The sequence below is a fragment of the Simkaniaceae bacterium genome (assembly GCA_021734805.1).
Lineage (GTDB): Bacteria > Chlamydiota > Chlamydiia > Chlamydiales > JACRBE01 > Amphritriteisimkania.
In genome coordinates this window covers 33,438-47,197 of record JAIPIG010000003.1, presented here as the reverse complement: position 1 = coordinate 47,197, position 13,760 = coordinate 33,438, and the positions used below count along the sequence as shown (strand labels likewise).

Here is a 13,760-nt window from a genome sequence, read left to right as displayed (position 1 = left end):
GGAGATGACTCGGCTACTTCTTGATCGGAAAATTATTGAATTGATTGATCTTTATTTTGCAGAAAACTTGGAACAGTTTGCCGGGGAGTTGAGCCAAGAGCAAAAAGTTTTTATTGCAATTTTGATGGCAATGTCACGCAATGGGCATGTATGTATGAAAGTAAAACCAAAGGTTGATCTATCTGCATTGGAATTAGACGATTCCATGAAATGGGATCTGGAGGCGCGGTTAGCTGAAGTCGTGAATTATCTTCCGCCCTCAATTATGAGTGAGGCAGATGCAATTGCCGGTGATGCTAAACCTATGATTTTAGATAGGGAATTTATTTATTTTCATCGCAATTGGATGTATGAACGAGAGATAGAGTTTCATGTGAATCGGTTAAATAAGAACAAGGTGAACCGATGCAGTCATGAGTATGAAATACATATCGATCGGATAGCGGGATTAAATGAACTTCAAAGGCAAGCGGTTAAGGCTTCATTTGAAGAATCTATTTTGATTATTGCGGGAGGTCCGGGATGTGGTAAAACATATGTAGCAAAAAAGATCATTGAATGTTTTCAGCAATTATCGAAAGTGCCAATAAAAATTGAAGTCTGTGCTCCTACGGGAAAGGCCGTTCAGAATATTGAAAAATCAATTCAAGGGGATGGTGATTTAGATATTCATTTTGGGACATTACACTCTCTTTTAAAATTCAATCCGCAATGCTATAAGCAAAAAGACAGCGCATTTATTGATGCTAATATTATTCTGGTAGATGAATGTTCAATGATAGATGTAAAGCTATTTTCTCAATTGTTAGCTTCAATCCATCCTTCATCCCAATTGATTTTGCTGGGAGATCCCAATCAACTTCCCCCTGTTGAATCGGGTACAATTTTTAATGATCTCTGTTTATATTCGCCCATAAAAAAGGTCATTCTAACTGAGTGTTTAAGAACTAAATCTCAGGATTTATTGAGATTGGCACATTTATTTTTCGAGCCGCGTGCAAGTCAGTTATTGAAGAAGATCCAAGGGGAAAATAATCAAACATTTTCATTTCATTCTCTTCATGACGTTCATGGTGAGCTTCTAAAGAGTTATGCGGAAAATTTATTCTTTCCTAATCCCGCAAATGCCCGGTTTTCAGAGATTGAATCTGCTTTTATGGAGAAGAAAATCTTGTGTTCCCATAATCGAGGATTATATGGATCGACTCACATCAATCGAATGATTATGCAATATTTATTAAAAGAGGTTTTGGATGATACATCTTTAGCGATTCCCATTATTTTGACAAAAAACTATCCGAAGCTAAGGTTAATGAACGGAACCCAGGGGATTTGGGTTAAAGATGGAGATCAAGAGCTCTTTTATTTTTCTGAAATAAGTGGTTTTAGATCGATTCCAAAAATGTTATTGCCAGCTCATGATTTGGCTTTTGCGATATCAATTCATAAAAGTCAGGGAAGCGAATACCAAGATATCATCATGCTTTTAGATGATGAAATGGAGGGAATTGGAAGAGAATCTATTTATACCGGAATTACTCGGTCTAGGCGCTCCATTCAAATTTATGCGAGTCAAAGAACACTCGAGGGAGCCATTCAACGCTCCTCATTAAGGCAATCGGGTCTCAGATTTTCTCATTAGATTGAAGGGAGAAAGCTCTCCACGCGGCCCGGGCGAAAACCGTCCACAAAATTTCCCTATTCATGGAGATGAGTTTTTAGTGGGTGATCCGCTCTATCATCTGAGCCATGATATCTCTTTTACCAACTAAACCAACTCGATGAACAATCGCTGCATGATCCAAATCAGCAGTAAAAGCGGGCCGCATATTATATGTCTTATCGAGTAAATCCCATTTAAACTGTTGGGTTTCGATGAGGGCTGATAAGATGTCTTGATCTCCCATATGGAGGTGGTTTTTAGTTTGCACTTCTTCCTTCCATGCGTGTAGAATAGGAGAATTTTTCTCATAAAGAATCACGCCGGAATTGAAAAGGTCAGTTCTTGTTGTCTCCAATGCAACTGCAAATGGTGTATCCATATTAAATAAAGAATTTAATGGCATTTTGACTTCACAATCAAGGTCTAGATAGAGAGATTTTTGAAATGGGGTCAATTGCAAGACAAAAGGTTTCAAGAACCAACTCTGTCTTGCAGTCCAAAGATCACCATTATATTGCCTTTCCCATAAAGCAATACGTTCCTGAGTGATTTCCGATTGCCCGGCAATCGAAAATGCAGGAGGATTAAAGGGGATTAATTGGGCTCGTTGTTCACACCAAGATCGCATTTTAGGGCTGAGGCCGTTATCTATAATGGCGATGGGAAAAACATTTGTTTTTTGGATGTTGTCAATCCACCAAGGAATCATCCATTCAATGGTTTGATTTGAATAACAGAGAATACCTTTTGATTGTTGCATATGAACTGCGATAGAGAATCAAAAAAAATCCCACTTAAAAGCATTTCTATAGTGGAAAGCTAAGTGGGATTGATAAACTGAGCACAACAAATAAGCTAGACAGTTTTGATGAGCTTAGCTGCTGATGATTTAACTCGGTTTGCTTTATTTTTCTTAACAATATTATTTTTAACGCCTTTGTCAATCAAGCTGTTGATCCGATTGAGTTCTTGTGGAAGTTTTTCCTTATCACCGGATTGGACATAAGCTTTGAGGGCTTTTAGAGACGTTTTAATACGCGATTTAAAAGACTTATTGAGTAGATTTTTTTTATCGCTTTGAATTTTTCGTTTTAAAGCTGTAGGTCTTTTTTGTTTTTTACCATTTTTTTCGTTGGCCATTTTTCCTCTATAAAGTTCTCGTCTTATAATGACTGACTATTAACCTGAGTTGTGATCTTTTCCTCCTGATCATCGAGAAATGATCTGCCAAACGCATCGTCTTTTCTCTTATAACAACAACTTGTTCAGTTACAAACTTGCAGTGACTTTTCTGGAGGAAAAAATCACAACTCAGGTTATTACTATACCACTATTAGATAAATTTCGTAAAGTAAGAGTTAATAGCAAGAGTAAAAAGGGTGTAAAAATGGGCTTACATTTGTTTCAGGGGGTTTTCAAAAAAATTAGAGATAAAAGGGATGGGGCATTCCATTTTGTTTGGCTATTGCTTATGATTGCCTCTTCGATGGGGATGGTTTGGGCTGTAGGCAAGTCTGCTTATAATCTCTATCAATTCTCCCGGTTGTCAACAAGGGTAGAAGGAAAAATTTTAACGTGGAACATCAAGGAGGCATCTGCCGGAAAGTATATTTTGAAGGCTCAATACCGCTATCACTATAATGGGCATATTTTTGTAGGAGAGCAAAGCTTTGCCACACCGGTTTTTAATAATGCCCATAGCGCTCAGTATGTTCTTGATAAATACAAGGTTGAAGAATGGCCCGTTTGGGTTGTCAAATCCCGTCCCCACGTTTCGGTCATTCAAAGGGAATTTTCAATTAAATTACTCGTTCAGGCGCTTCTCTCTATGGGATTAGTTATTTATTTTGTTTGGTTTAGGATGTATGTCCACTCGATGTTCAAGACGGATATGGCCTAGTTTTTTATTTGGATAACCATGTTAAGAAGGTTTCAAAATAGGGTTGGATGTTCTCTTTAAGGGAAGGGGGCGTATATCGAAAACTTCCATTTTGATGAAGGTCTATTAAATCATTTTTAAAATAATATTTACGTGCTATTCGATCTCTTAATGGTTTTGGAAGGGATTTATAGGTAAAAGAGGCTTCTTTAGGCATGGTCAAATCAATTCGCGGTCCTTGACGATAGTGATTTAAATCAGGAATGAGATCATAAAAATAGCCTTTTTGAAATCGGTTCATATCAGTAAAATAATAAGTTAAATTTGAAAAGGGGCGGACATGCGGATTAATTTTCTTAAAATTAAATTGGTTAAGATGAAATAGCCAAATCACCTGATAGTTAAGCGATTCATAATCTTTAGTCCGTTGCATTAGGTGATCCAAAGAAATCGCAGAGCATTGGACCTCAAAAATAATATTAACTTCGGGCCAGATGACATCAGCTATTCTTCGAATTTGTTTGAGAGGAAATTCGAGCTGGGCGCCTCGAATCAGACGCTTTAGGTATTCTTGGATGGCTTTATGCTCTTTTGACTTAGATGCGTGAAAGCAGGAGGATGGATGAAAATGATAAAAATGAGCTCTTTTATAGAGTCCCTTTTTGACTTTCATTGGTGAGAGGCATTCCGGACATGTAAATAGGTCTTCTTTTCTAGCTTCTTTAGCTTGGACAATCCGGTCTTTGAAAAAAGCTTTGTCAATCATATGAGATTCAACCCACTTTTATTTTTTGACTTGACTTTTAGAATGATAAGAGTGAGAATTTTAAATGCTATACGTATAGAGCTTTTATTTAAATAACGATATGACAAAGTCTCAAGACAATTCTTTATTCGATCCTCAATATCAACAAAAAGTTGAGGAACTCGTCTCAATTGCTAAAGATCAAGGATTTATTACTTATGAAGAGATCAATGATGTCCTTCCGATGTCATTTGATTCTGCTGAACAAATTGATCAGGTGCTGATTTTTCTCAGCGGCATGGATATCCAAATCCTGAACCAAGTGGAAGTCGAAAGACAAAAAGAGCGCAAAAAAGAAATTAAAGAACTTGAGGCACTCCCAAGACGATCCGAAGGGACATCGGATGATCCTGTCCGGATGTATCTAAAGGAAATGGGATCAGTTCCCCTGCTGACACGGGAAGAAGAAGTTGAGATTTCAAAGCGCATTGAAAAAGCGCAAATGCAGATAGAAAAAATCATTATGCGTTTCCGCTATTCTTCTAAAGAAACGATTTCGATTATTAACTATTTGATTCACAGTAAAGAGAGATTTGACCGCATTGTTGCGGAAAAAGAAATTCATGATAAGCAGAGCTTTTTTAAAAGGCTTCCTAGGTTAGCTGAATTACTTTTGCAAGAAGATCTTATTTTAGAAAATTTACTCAGAGAGCTTCATCGAAATATCAGTACTAAAATGGATACTTTGAGAATCAATGAAGAGATAGAAAAAAATCGCATTCGCACTCAGTCATATTTGAGACAGATGCATTTTCGATACTCTCTCATTGAGGACTTCGGTGAAATTATTTTGACAGCCTACGATTGCTTTGTTCAATTGGAGAAGCAAATTCAAGAACTGACTCCAAGAGCAGATAAAAATAGGTTTGCAAAAGCTAAATTGCTTGCAGCTGAACGCAAATTGCGCAAAAGAGAATTGGCGGCCGGGCGAACGCTGGATGAATTTAAGAAAGATGTCAGAATGCTTCAAAGGTGGATGGACAAGAGCCAAGAAGCAAAGCGCGAAATGGTCGAATCTAACCTTAGGCTCGTGATTTCGATCGCGAAAAAATATACTAACCGAGGCCTTTCTTTCCTTGATTTGATTCAAGAGGGAAATATGGGGTTGATGAAGGCCGTTGAGAAATTTGAGTACCGCCGTGGATATAAGTTCTCAACCTATGCGACTTGGTGGATTCGTCAAGCGGTAACGCGAGCGATTGCCGATCAAGCGCGAACAATCCGAATTCCGGTCCATATGATCGAGACGATCAACAAAGTCTTGAGGGGCGCTAAAAAATTAATGATGGAAACCGGTAGAGAACCCTCTCCGGAAGAGCTCGCTAAAGAATTGGGCTTGACTCCCGAGCGTGTTCGGGAAATTTATAAAATTGCTCAGCATCCTATTTCACTTCAAGCTGAAGTGGGCGATAGTGGTGAGTCTCAATTTGGGGACTTCCTGGAAGATACGGGAGTTGAATCTCCTGCTGATGCAACCGGTTATACCATTCTAAAAGATAAGATGAATGAAGTTTTGGATACTCTCACAGATCGTGAAAGGACCGTTCTCATTGAACGCTTTGGCTTGCTAGACGGAAAGCCGAAAACGCTCGAGGAAGTTGGGATTCGCTTTAAAGTGACAAGAGAGAGGGTGAGGCAAATTGAGGCTAAAGCTCTGAGAAAAATGCGCCATCCGACAAGATCTAAACAACTTCAAGCCTTTTTAGAAGCTGTTGAAAAGGTCAAAGATATGTAAGTTGCTTGTTTTAAGTGGCTTAAAAAACTTCTGTAGATAGAGGAGGTTTTTGGATAGTTGAGGAATGTTGGCCATCATCTCATTGGCCGCGTGGTTCAAAAAAATTCTAAAAAACATTTTAGAAAAATCTTTATTCATGTTACAATAATACTATCAAATTACCTACCTTTAATCAGATTATCTGATTATTACCCTAAAAAGGGCAGCTTGAAAAAGTTGCCCTTTTTTTATTCGAGTTATATTTTCTTCAGAAATCACTCATTGTCAATGTCTTGTGTCTAATGATGGCCTCGTAAGAGGTAGAGTTTTTGGGTTGATCTGCTATTAGTAATAGGGCAGAGATGGGGTAAATCGACCAAGCGGGAATGCCGCGGCGATAAAAAATAGATCTCTTGAGTCACGAGCGGTATAGATAAAGGGGTCATGGAGCGTAGCGGATTCGAACCGCTGGCCTCAACAATGCCATTGTTGCGCTCTACCAACTGAGCTAACGCCCCAAAAGAAGGATCGATCTGCACAAAGTATACCGAAAAGAGTTGAAGCATTCAACTCATTTCGGTATACATAAACGAATCCAATAGTCCTTGAGAGTCAAAAATCTCGCCCTATGCGTGGAGAAGATTTTTTTACACCGGCTTTTGAGTCATGAGTAGTATGAAATGGAATCGGTATGAATATTTTTGATAAGGCTGAATTAATTCCTCCCGATCCAATTTTTGGGCTTGTTCAAACCTTTAATGATGATATTAGGCCTAATAAAGTGGATTTAATGGTGGGTGTTTATCGAGATGAGCATCTTAAATGTAAAAGCATGGATGTCATCCGCAAAGCAATTTCAATCATTGCGCAAAAAAATGAAAGTCCAAATTATTTGCCCTTTTTAGGAGATGCTACTTATCTCAAACTGACATCACAGTTATTATTTGGGGCGCATTTTGAGACATATCGCGATAGAATCATTGCAGCGCAGGGCATTGGTGGAACAGGTGCTCTTCATATTGCGGGTAAGTTTTTGCAGACAATGGGATGCCGTACAATGTATGTTCCGGATCCTACATGGGAAAACCATCTTAAAATCTTTAAATATCTTGGATTTGAGCTAAAAACCTATCCTTATTTCAGTATCGAAAAAGGCAAGTTGTTAATAGATGAACTAAAAAGCACTTTTTCTCTGCTTAAGGAAGGGGATGTCGTCCTATTACAGACAAGTTGCCATAATCCTTCGGGCCATGATCCATTGATAGAGGATTGGAAATGGATCAGTGAAGAGATGAAAAAAAGAGGGGCCATTGCGTTATTTGATACGGCATATCAGGGATTTAAAGTGAGTTTAGAAGAAGATGTTCTTCCAATCCAATATTTTATTCAGGAAGGGAACTCTTTTTTATCGACGCTATCATTTTCCAAGAATTTTTCACTCTATTGTGAGCGTATTTCATCATTATTTATCGTACTCTCCGATCCCTCTTCCTATTCTCGTGTTGAATCTAATATCAAGTCGATTATTCGTGGGACTTATTCCAATCCCCCCCGTTTTGGTGCTGAGGTTATTAAGACCATTTTATCGGATTCAACTCTAAAGGCGGAGTGGATAGTGGAATTGAGTCATGCTAGAGAGAGAATTCAAAAAATGCGTCGAGAGTTAGCTCATGCTCTCAAACAGGCCATTCCGGAACGAAATTGGGAATCATTGTCTTTGGCACATGGAATGTTCTCCTTTATCGGATTGGAGCCGAACCTCGTTAAACAATTGAGAGAAGAATATGGGATTTACATGACGGGAAAGGGAAGAATCAATGTCTCGGGTCTCAATGCTTCTAATCTTTCTATTGTTATCGATGCCGTTAAGCAAGTTATAGAAAAAAAGAACTTCAAATGCGATATGTAAAAACTTATCTAATGATAGCCGCATTCCTTTTGATTTTATTTAGCCTAGGTCGGGCGGCTCATGATCGAATTCATGCTGTTGGAGGGGAAATAGGTGCTGTTATCTCATCAATCAAGCCCGAAGTGGATCGTGAAAAAGCTCAGTTATTAGCGAGAATTGATGAATTATCGGTTGAAAAGCATCTTTTAACTGAGATGATGAGTCAATTAAATGAAGAACAGTTATCTGATCGTCTCTTATCCCATCAGATCGAAAGGTTTTTTGAAATTAGTCAACAAGACTCATCGGATTACAAGTCGGCACAAGCATTAAGGCAGCAGGCTAGAGATTTGGGGTCTCGAATCAATAGTCAAATGCGCTTCATAAGAGCTAAAGTTGTCTATCGCGAGCCGGGGACTTGGGGGAGTTATTGTTGGATCAACCGCGGGAGTGAAAATGGGGAAGGTGTTTTATCAACGAATAGCCCTGTTGTCCTTGGTGAAAATGTCGTTGGCGTTGTCGACTATATAGGAAAGTATAAAAGTCGAGTGCAACTAGTCACTGATTCAAGGCTGCCGATATCGGTCCAAGTTCTGCGTGGAAGCGAGCAAAACTTGAATCTGCTTCAACACATTGAAAGGGCATATGAGCTCCTTGCTAATCGTAGTGATTTATCGATCAGGGATGAAGAGAAGGAGATCCTATTAGATTCCATGAAAAAATTATCTGCGCATTTAAAACAAAATGTAGGGGATTGCAAATTAGCAAAGGGCGAGATTTTTGGTTCGAGTTTTTCGCTCTTCAGACGGAAAAAAATGACATTAAAGGGTGTAGGATTTAACGCAGATTTAGGGCTTGCCGATCGGCATCAAAAAGTTAGCGATATCGTAGATAAGGGGGATTTACTTGTCACAACGGGAATGGATGGTATTTTCCCTGAAGGATTTCATGTTGCTATTGTCACTGAAGTCGAGAAAGTGAGGGAAGCTGATATTGCCATTCATTTAGAAGCTAAGTCGACGTTGATCAATTTAGAAGATATTCGTTATGTAGAAATTTTACCCTCATTAAAGCTTGAAAGAGATTTTTGCATTGATTCGATGTAAACCTATTTTACTTCTCTGTATTTTACTGAGTTGCAGTAGATTTTTTGCCGATAATACTGCAAAGCGCTCTTTATCTATTCATCAGTATCGCCCCTTTGTCGTGCTCATCTGCTCATATAATAATGAAGTCTATGTGAAAAAAAATCTGGAATCGGTTTTTTCTCAATCATATAAGAATTTTAGGGTGATATATGTCGATGATCACTCATCAGATTCGACCTATTGCAAAATGATGGAGATGGTTAGGAACAAACACAACCCTTGTAAGGTTCAGGTTTACCGCAATTCACAAAATCTGGGGGGAATGTTTAATACATATCGAGCTGTCCATTCGATGAGAAATTGGGAAATTGTTGTGATCCTTGATGGAGATGATTGGTTCCCCCATCCGGATGTATTAAAGAATCTCAACTCCTATTACCAATCAGATAATGTTTGGCTTACCTATGGACAATACCGAGAATGGCCATCCGGACGGATCGGTCTAAATGCCCCGTGCTCAATAGAAGAACTGAGGCATGCCCAATTGAGAAAAAAAGTCTGGAAGACTTCCCATCTACGTACCTTTTATGCCGGCTTATTCAAAAAAATTCATAAAAATGACTTAATGCATCAGAAGAAATTTATTTCGGCATCTGCAGATCAAGCTTTTATGCTCCCGATGCTTGATATGGCTAGGGAACACGCCTTCTTCATTCCGGAAGTTATGTATATATATAACAAATCAAATGCCAATAGCGATTTTAGACATAAGGCAAAAGAACAATTAGACATGAAGGCGTATATTCGACAATTGCCCCCCTATCCAATCCTTCAGACGCATCCCGCTCGGTAGCGGAGTGAAAGTATAGGCATAAGTTTCTTGTCGAATGGCGTAAAATGGATCGTTGTGTGTTGACATTAACGCTTTATCAATCAGTGACTCTAAATCAGCGCATTGGCCAAAGTGAAGGCAGTAACCGCAGCGATGAAGATATAGAGGGCCTTTATCTAAGTGTTGTTTCTCAGAGTGAACGATAAATATCATGGGCCGGTTAAAAACCAAAAAATCGTAGCCTATCGAAGATGTATCTCCAATATAGAGATCAACGGAATTTAGAATAGGGTGAATAATCGGAAGGTCATTGACAAAGGTAATATGGGGAAGGTCTTCGAGTTGATAGAGGACACTCAGAAGATGTGGATCAGACAGGGATAGTGTATTTGGATGGAGCTTGATTAGGATATCATAGTGTGAAAGGCACTTGAATGCATTAAGCTCTTCAATCAGCAAATGGGTTTCTGAGGCGGGTTGCCAAGTGGGCGCATACAAAATACGGTATTTATGTTTCTCGGAATTCAAGAGTTGTTTTTTTGCGTCTGCTTTCAATCGAATCTGAACATTTAGTTGGTTGTTCTTAAAATATTCATATCGGTAATGACCCACTTGGATTATTTTAGCATGATGTGAAAGTGCATTTTTATCTCTAAGAAAATCAATCATTTTATTCCCATAAACCAACAAATAATCGTCATCGGCAAGAGCCTCCATAAAAAATGAATGCGCTCCTTTATCAGAATTTCCATGTGGGCACCAGATGGGCTGGAGGGGGTGTCCTATTAAATGCTCTAGTGGGAATAGGCTCACTTGAGCCATTTTTTTGGGGTGACATGTAATCACAGCAAGAAGATTTGGCAGGGCATTTCGAATCGTGCTTTGTTCATACAGAGTAAAAATCTTCAGATGGGGATAATATTTTTTGGCTTGAAGCACGAGTGACGCATCGTCAATGATGAGTGGAATGTCGAGCAGAGATGCAAGGGGAGCAAGGTGATCGAGATGGTGCATATAATTCCCAATGAGATAGGCTGCAATATGGCTTAACTTAAGAAAGGATTCATTTGAAAAGTTGTCATCATCTGATCTCAATCTGTTTTTCATGCAGCTTTATTGGAATCAATCTCTTTAGTCAATATCTGTTGCTTCATTTTCTGTGTTTTGACGGGGACTTGAGGGGGCGATATGATGTTTTTTAAGCAGGACGTTTTATCTTTCATCTCTTGATTCAAGGCATCAATTTGGCTGAGAAAAAAGGCGGTATCACATTCATCATCCGATTCTAATGAAAGGACTTGAGTATGAATTGATACAATCTCATTTTTGATCTGTTCTATTCTTTGTCTAACTTCTGCCAATCCTTCCATGTCACCCTTTAAAATAAAGGATTCTTCAATGGCATAAAGTGAGAGAATTTCTCTTAAAAAAGAGATTTCTTTTTTAAAGAGATCGATGGGTTGCAAAGAACCGTCTGACTCGTTACTGTGATAGGCTGAATTAGACAAGGAACACCTTTTTATTAAATCTGAATGGTAGAAGTTATTATGAATGCTTTATCTGATTTCATACATGCCATACGCCAATGGTTTTATCAACATAAAAGAGAGCTCCCCTGGAGGAAAAATCCAACGCCTTATTCTGTATGGGTTTCCGAAGTTATGCTTCAGCAGACGCAAGTCAATGTTGTAATCCCCTATTATCTAAAATGGTTGGATCGGTTTCCAACCGTTGAGGCCCTCGCTGGGGCTTCAGAGGAGGAGGTGATTAAAATATGGGAAGGTCTTGGGTATTATTCAAGGGCGAGGGGCTTATTAAAAGGAGCTCAAGAAATTGTCAGAAAATTTCAAGGGGAGATTCCAAATGATCGAGCTCAATTGGAATCTATTCCGGGAATAGGGCCATATACATCCGGAGCCATACTCAACTTTGCTTTTCATTGTAAAGCTGATGCAATTGATGGGAATGTCATGAGGGTTTTATCGCGATTATTCGCGGTGGAGGCTGATATATCGATTGCGCGAACTAGGCAAGCCTTCCGAGAAATATTGATGGATCTATTAGAGCCCAATCGCTCTTGGGAGATCATGGAAAGTTTAATTGAACTGGGAGCTTTGGTTTGTCAAAAGACGCCTCAGTGTCATCGCTGCCCCGTAGTCGATCATTGTATTGCTCATAAGCGAGGGATACAGATGCATCTCCCCCAAAAAAAGAAGCAAGCTAAAATTACGCACCTTCATCGACAAACAGTGGCTCTTTTATGGGATGAGAAGGTGTTGTTAATCAAGCAGAATGAAAAATTGATGAGGAATTTATGGTGTTTTCCTTATTTTGAAAGTGATCGGCAATATACGATCAATGAATTAAGGCAAGAGGTTGTCCGGCGATATGGACATGAAATCGATTTTTTAGATCAAATGGGAACCATTGAGCATGGTTTTACGCGTTATAGAGCCACCTTATATCCCTCAATTTGGAAAATCAGCCAATTCAAAAAAGAGGTTCAGGTCCAATTAATGCCCCAATTTGAATGGATACCGCTAGATCGGCTTAATGATATTCCATTTCCAAGTGGGCATCGCTTGATTAAAGAGAGACTTGTCTCCAATTTGATAATCAATTAGTCTAATACCGTTCTTAAATTTAGAGGTGGCCTATGTCTCATTTAGATGATCGCTTAATCAATGCTCTCACTGAACCTCAAAAGGGGATCAAAGAGATGATTATAGAAAGTATGCGTTATATTTTTGCGGGAATTTTGTTTTCGGCAATTTGTATTTCCGGTTTTTATTTTCTTTTCACTAGTCGTGCACATAAAGAAAATGATTTTATTGCCTTTGAGGCATTAAAACACGAGTTTCAGGCTCAAAATGATTCACAAATCAAACAATTGGAAGGTTTTGGGAAAAAATACCCTGAATTAAAAATGCAAATAGAACATTTAATGGCCAAAACATGCATCGAAAATAATAAGATGCCCGAGGCTTTGCTGCATGCTGAAAAGCTGCTCTCATCAGCCTCTGAAAAGACGCAAGTTTATCAGGATTTTTCAAGAACATCACTATTAATAGAAGAAGGCTCATTTCCTGCTGCATTAAAGGCTGCGCTTGATTTGAAAACGCGGTTATTATCAAACGCTAAAGAGTCGAAACAGGCTATGTTTGCTCAAATTTTATTATTCAATCAATTGAGAATTGCTTTGATGTATCGCGAGCTTGGAAAGGTGCAGGAAGAGCTAATGGCGTTAGAAGAGCTCAATGGGTATTTATCTCAAAATGAGCAATATCAGAATTTCAATTTGCCTGCAGAATCAATGACTAAATTTCAAAAGCACCTTCAATCGGGACAGGTGTCTCTTTTAGATTTTATTTCTATGAGACAAAAAACGTTATCCCCTCAGCCAACGTGACTTGGGTTTGCTGTAAACTCGCAACTCAGGTTATAAAAAAGGGGAGCAAAAGCCCCCTTTCTATTCTTTATGCGTTTCATCTAAATGGCCATGTAAATGAAGCCCTTTATGATGAGCGGTATCTTTGTGGATAGATTTTCCTCCCATTAATCCAAGGAAAAGGAAAACGACAGGTGCAATCAGTACAGAGAGAACAAGAAGAATCACCCCAATCACAATTTGAGTGACTTTTTCTTGTTTACAGGTAAAACCTAAGATAAATCCCATAAATTTTTCAGTATATTGTGGGACAAGCATGCCTATAACGCCGCCAAGGGCACAGATAAAAATGCTCCAACCTTCAATTTTCCATATATAACTAAAAAGAGCAGCTAATAGAAATGAGAGGCAGAAGAAAGCTTCAAATTTGTACTTTTTTGCTACATTCTCAATCTCTTGTACTGTAAAGCCTTGCTTGCCATCCTGATTTTTTGCCATAACAC

Annotated in this window: 14 protein-coding genes and 1 tRNA gene; 8 read left to right on the top strand and 7 right to left on the bottom strand. The window is 38.7% G+C overall.

Features of this window, described 5'->3' with window-relative positions; translation table 11 throughout:
- Positions 1 to 4: 4 nt before the first annotated feature.
- Complete coding sequence (gene recD, locus K9M07_01135) at positions 5 to 1,642, top strand: exodeoxyribonuclease V subunit alpha (GenBank protein MCF7851826.1); 1,638 nt, start codon at positions 5 to 7, stop codon at positions 1,640 to 1,642.
- Between the two features lie 76 nt (positions 1,643 to 1,718).
- On the opposite strand, the gene K9M07_01130 is transcribed toward recD, so the two are convergent.
- Together K9M07_01130 and rpsT are read right to left on the bottom strand one after the other, a co-directional pair.
- Positions 1,719 to 2,423, bottom strand: coding sequence for a hypothetical protein (locus tag K9M07_01130; protein MCF7851825.1), 705 nt, complete (start codon positions 2,421 to 2,423; stop codon positions 1,719 to 1,721).
- Positions 2,424 to 2,518: 95 nt separating this feature from the next.
- Positions 2,519 to 2,803 (bottom strand): 30S ribosomal protein S20, encoded by a 285-nt coding sequence (gene rpsT / locus K9M07_01125; protein ID MCF7851824.1) that lies wholly within the window; start codon positions 2,801 to 2,803, stop codon positions 2,519 to 2,521.
- A 247-nt stretch (positions 2,804 to 3,050) separates the two neighbouring features.
- Here rpsT and K9M07_01120 point away from each other — a divergent pair, with 247 nt between their 5' ends.
- Entirely contained in the window at positions 3,051 to 3,563 is a 513-nt protein-coding gene (locus tag K9M07_01120; GenBank protein MCF7851823.1) for a DUF3592 domain-containing protein, read from the top strand.
- A 4-nt stretch (positions 3,564 to 3,567) separates the two neighbouring features.
- Here K9M07_01120 and K9M07_01115 read toward each other — a convergent pair whose 3' ends face one another.
- Entirely contained in the window at positions 3,568 to 4,308 is a 741-nt protein-coding gene (locus tag K9M07_01115; GenBank protein ID MCF7851822.1) for a hypothetical protein, read from the bottom strand.
- Between the two features lie 100 nt (positions 4,309 to 4,408).
- Here K9M07_01115 and K9M07_01110 point away from each other — a divergent pair, with 100 nt between their 5' ends.
- Complete coding sequence (locus K9M07_01110; GenBank protein ID MCF7851821.1) at positions 4,409 to 6,082, top strand: RNA polymerase sigma factor; 1,674 nt, start codon at positions 4,409 to 4,411, stop codon at positions 6,080 to 6,082.
- 424 nt (positions 6,083 to 6,506) lie between these two features.
- Here K9M07_01110 and K9M07_01105 read toward each other — a convergent pair.
- Positions 6,507 to 6,579 (bottom strand) — tRNA-Ala (locus tag K9M07_01105).
- A gap of 173 nt (positions 6,580 to 6,752) precedes the next feature.
- On the opposite strand from K9M07_01105, the gene K9M07_01100 reads away from it, so the two are divergent.
- From K9M07_01100 to K9M07_01090, 3 genes are read left to right on the top strand one after another with little or no spacing between them, the layout of a single operon-like run.
- Positions 6,753 to 7,970 (top strand): aromatic amino acid transaminase, encoded by a 1,218-nt coding sequence (locus K9M07_01100; protein ID MCF7851820.1) that lies wholly within the window; start codon positions 6,753 to 6,755, stop codon positions 7,968 to 7,970.
- A complete protein-coding gene (locus K9M07_01095; GenBank protein ID MCF7851819.1) occupies positions 7,958 to 9,055 on the top strand; it encodes a hypothetical protein in 1,098 nt (365 codons plus the stop codon). Before K9M07_01100 ends, K9M07_01095 begins: the two co-directional genes overlap by 13 nt.
- Positions 9,042 to 9,890: a glycosyltransferase family 2 protein gene (locus tag K9M07_01090; GenBank protein ID MCF7851818.1), complete on the top strand. Its 849-nt coding sequence runs from the start codon at positions 9,042 to 9,044 to the stop codon at positions 9,888 to 9,890. The genes K9M07_01095 and K9M07_01090 overlap by 14 nt, the downstream gene beginning before the upstream one ends.
- Here K9M07_01090 and K9M07_01085 read toward each other — a convergent pair.
- Together K9M07_01085 and K9M07_01080 are read right to left on the bottom strand one after the other, a co-directional pair.
- Positions 9,822 to 10,976, bottom strand: coding sequence for a CDP-glycerol glycerophosphotransferase family protein (locus tag K9M07_01085; protein ID MCF7851817.1), 1,155 nt, complete (start codon positions 10,974 to 10,976; stop codon positions 9,822 to 9,824). The genes K9M07_01090 and K9M07_01085 overlap by 69 nt on opposite strands.
- Positions 10,973 to 11,377: a hypothetical protein gene (locus K9M07_01080; GenBank protein ID MCF7851816.1), complete on the bottom strand. Its 405-nt coding sequence runs from the start codon at positions 11,375 to 11,377 to the stop codon at positions 10,973 to 10,975. Before K9M07_01080 ends, K9M07_01085 begins: the two co-directional genes overlap by 4 nt.
- Before the next feature lie 39 nt (positions 11,378 to 11,416).
- Here K9M07_01080 and mutY point away from each other — a divergent pair, with 39 nt between their 5' ends.
- Both mutY and K9M07_01070 read left to right on the top strand, forming a co-directional pair.
- On the top strand, positions 11,417 to 12,493 hold the full coding sequence (gene mutY, locus K9M07_01075; GenBank protein ID MCF7851815.1) for an A/G-specific adenine glycosylase: 1,077 nt from the start codon (positions 11,417 to 11,419) through the stop codon (positions 12,491 to 12,493).
- 32 nt (positions 12,494 to 12,525) lie between these two features.
- Positions 12,526 to 13,278 carry a DUF2225 domain-containing protein gene (locus tag K9M07_01070; protein MCF7851814.1) on the top strand — a complete coding sequence of 251 codons (753 nt, stop codon included), beginning with the start codon at positions 12,526 to 12,528 and terminating at the stop codon, positions 13,276 to 13,278.
- Between the two features lie 60 nt (positions 13,279 to 13,338).
- Here K9M07_01070 and K9M07_01065 read toward each other — a convergent pair whose 3' ends face one another.
- Positions 13,339 to 13,755: a hypothetical protein gene (locus K9M07_01065; GenBank protein MCF7851813.1), complete on the bottom strand. Its 417-nt coding sequence runs from the start codon at positions 13,753 to 13,755 to the stop codon at positions 13,339 to 13,341.
- Between the last annotated feature and the right edge of the window lie 5 nt (positions 13,756 to 13,760).

Coding starts and splice junctions, on each gene's coding strand:
- recD (MCF7851826.1), top strand. CDS start 5: ATGACTCGGCTACTTCTTGATCGGAAAATTATTGAATTGATTGATCTT.
- K9M07_01130 (MCF7851825.1), bottom strand. CDS start 2,423: ATGCAACAATCAAAAGGTATTCTCTGTTATTCAAATCAAACCATTGAA.
- rpsT (MCF7851824.1), bottom strand. CDS start 2,803: ATGGCCAACGAAAAAAATGGTAAAAAACAAAAAAGACCTACAGCTTTA.
- K9M07_01120 (MCF7851823.1), top strand. CDS start 3,051: ATGGGCTTACATTTGTTTCAGGGGGTTTTCAAAAAAATTAGAGATAAA.
- K9M07_01115 (MCF7851822.1), bottom strand. CDS start 4,308: ATGATTGACAAAGCTTTTTTCAAAGACCGGATTGTCCAAGCTAAAGAA.
- K9M07_01110 (MCF7851821.1), top strand. CDS start 4,409: ATGACAAAGTCTCAAGACAATTCTTTATTCGATCCTCAATATCAACAA.
- K9M07_01100 (MCF7851820.1), top strand. CDS start 6,753: ATGAATATTTTTGATAAGGCTGAATTAATTCCTCCCGATCCAATTTTT.
- K9M07_01095 (MCF7851819.1), top strand. CDS start 7,958: ATGCGATATGTAAAAACTTATCTAATGATAGCCGCATTCCTTTTGATT.
- K9M07_01085 (MCF7851817.1), bottom strand. CDS start 10,976: ATGAAAAACAGATTGAGATCAGATGATGACAACTTTTCAAATGAATCC.
- mutY (MCF7851815.1), top strand. CDS start 11,417: ATGAATGCTTTATCTGATTTCATACATGCCATACGCCAATGGTTTTAT.
- K9M07_01070 (MCF7851814.1), top strand. CDS start 12,526: ATGTCTCATTTAGATGATCGCTTAATCAATGCTCTCACTGAACCTCAA.
- K9M07_01065 (MCF7851813.1), bottom strand. CDS start 13,755: ATGGCAAAAAATCAGGATGGCAAGCAAGGCTTTACAGTACAAGAGATT.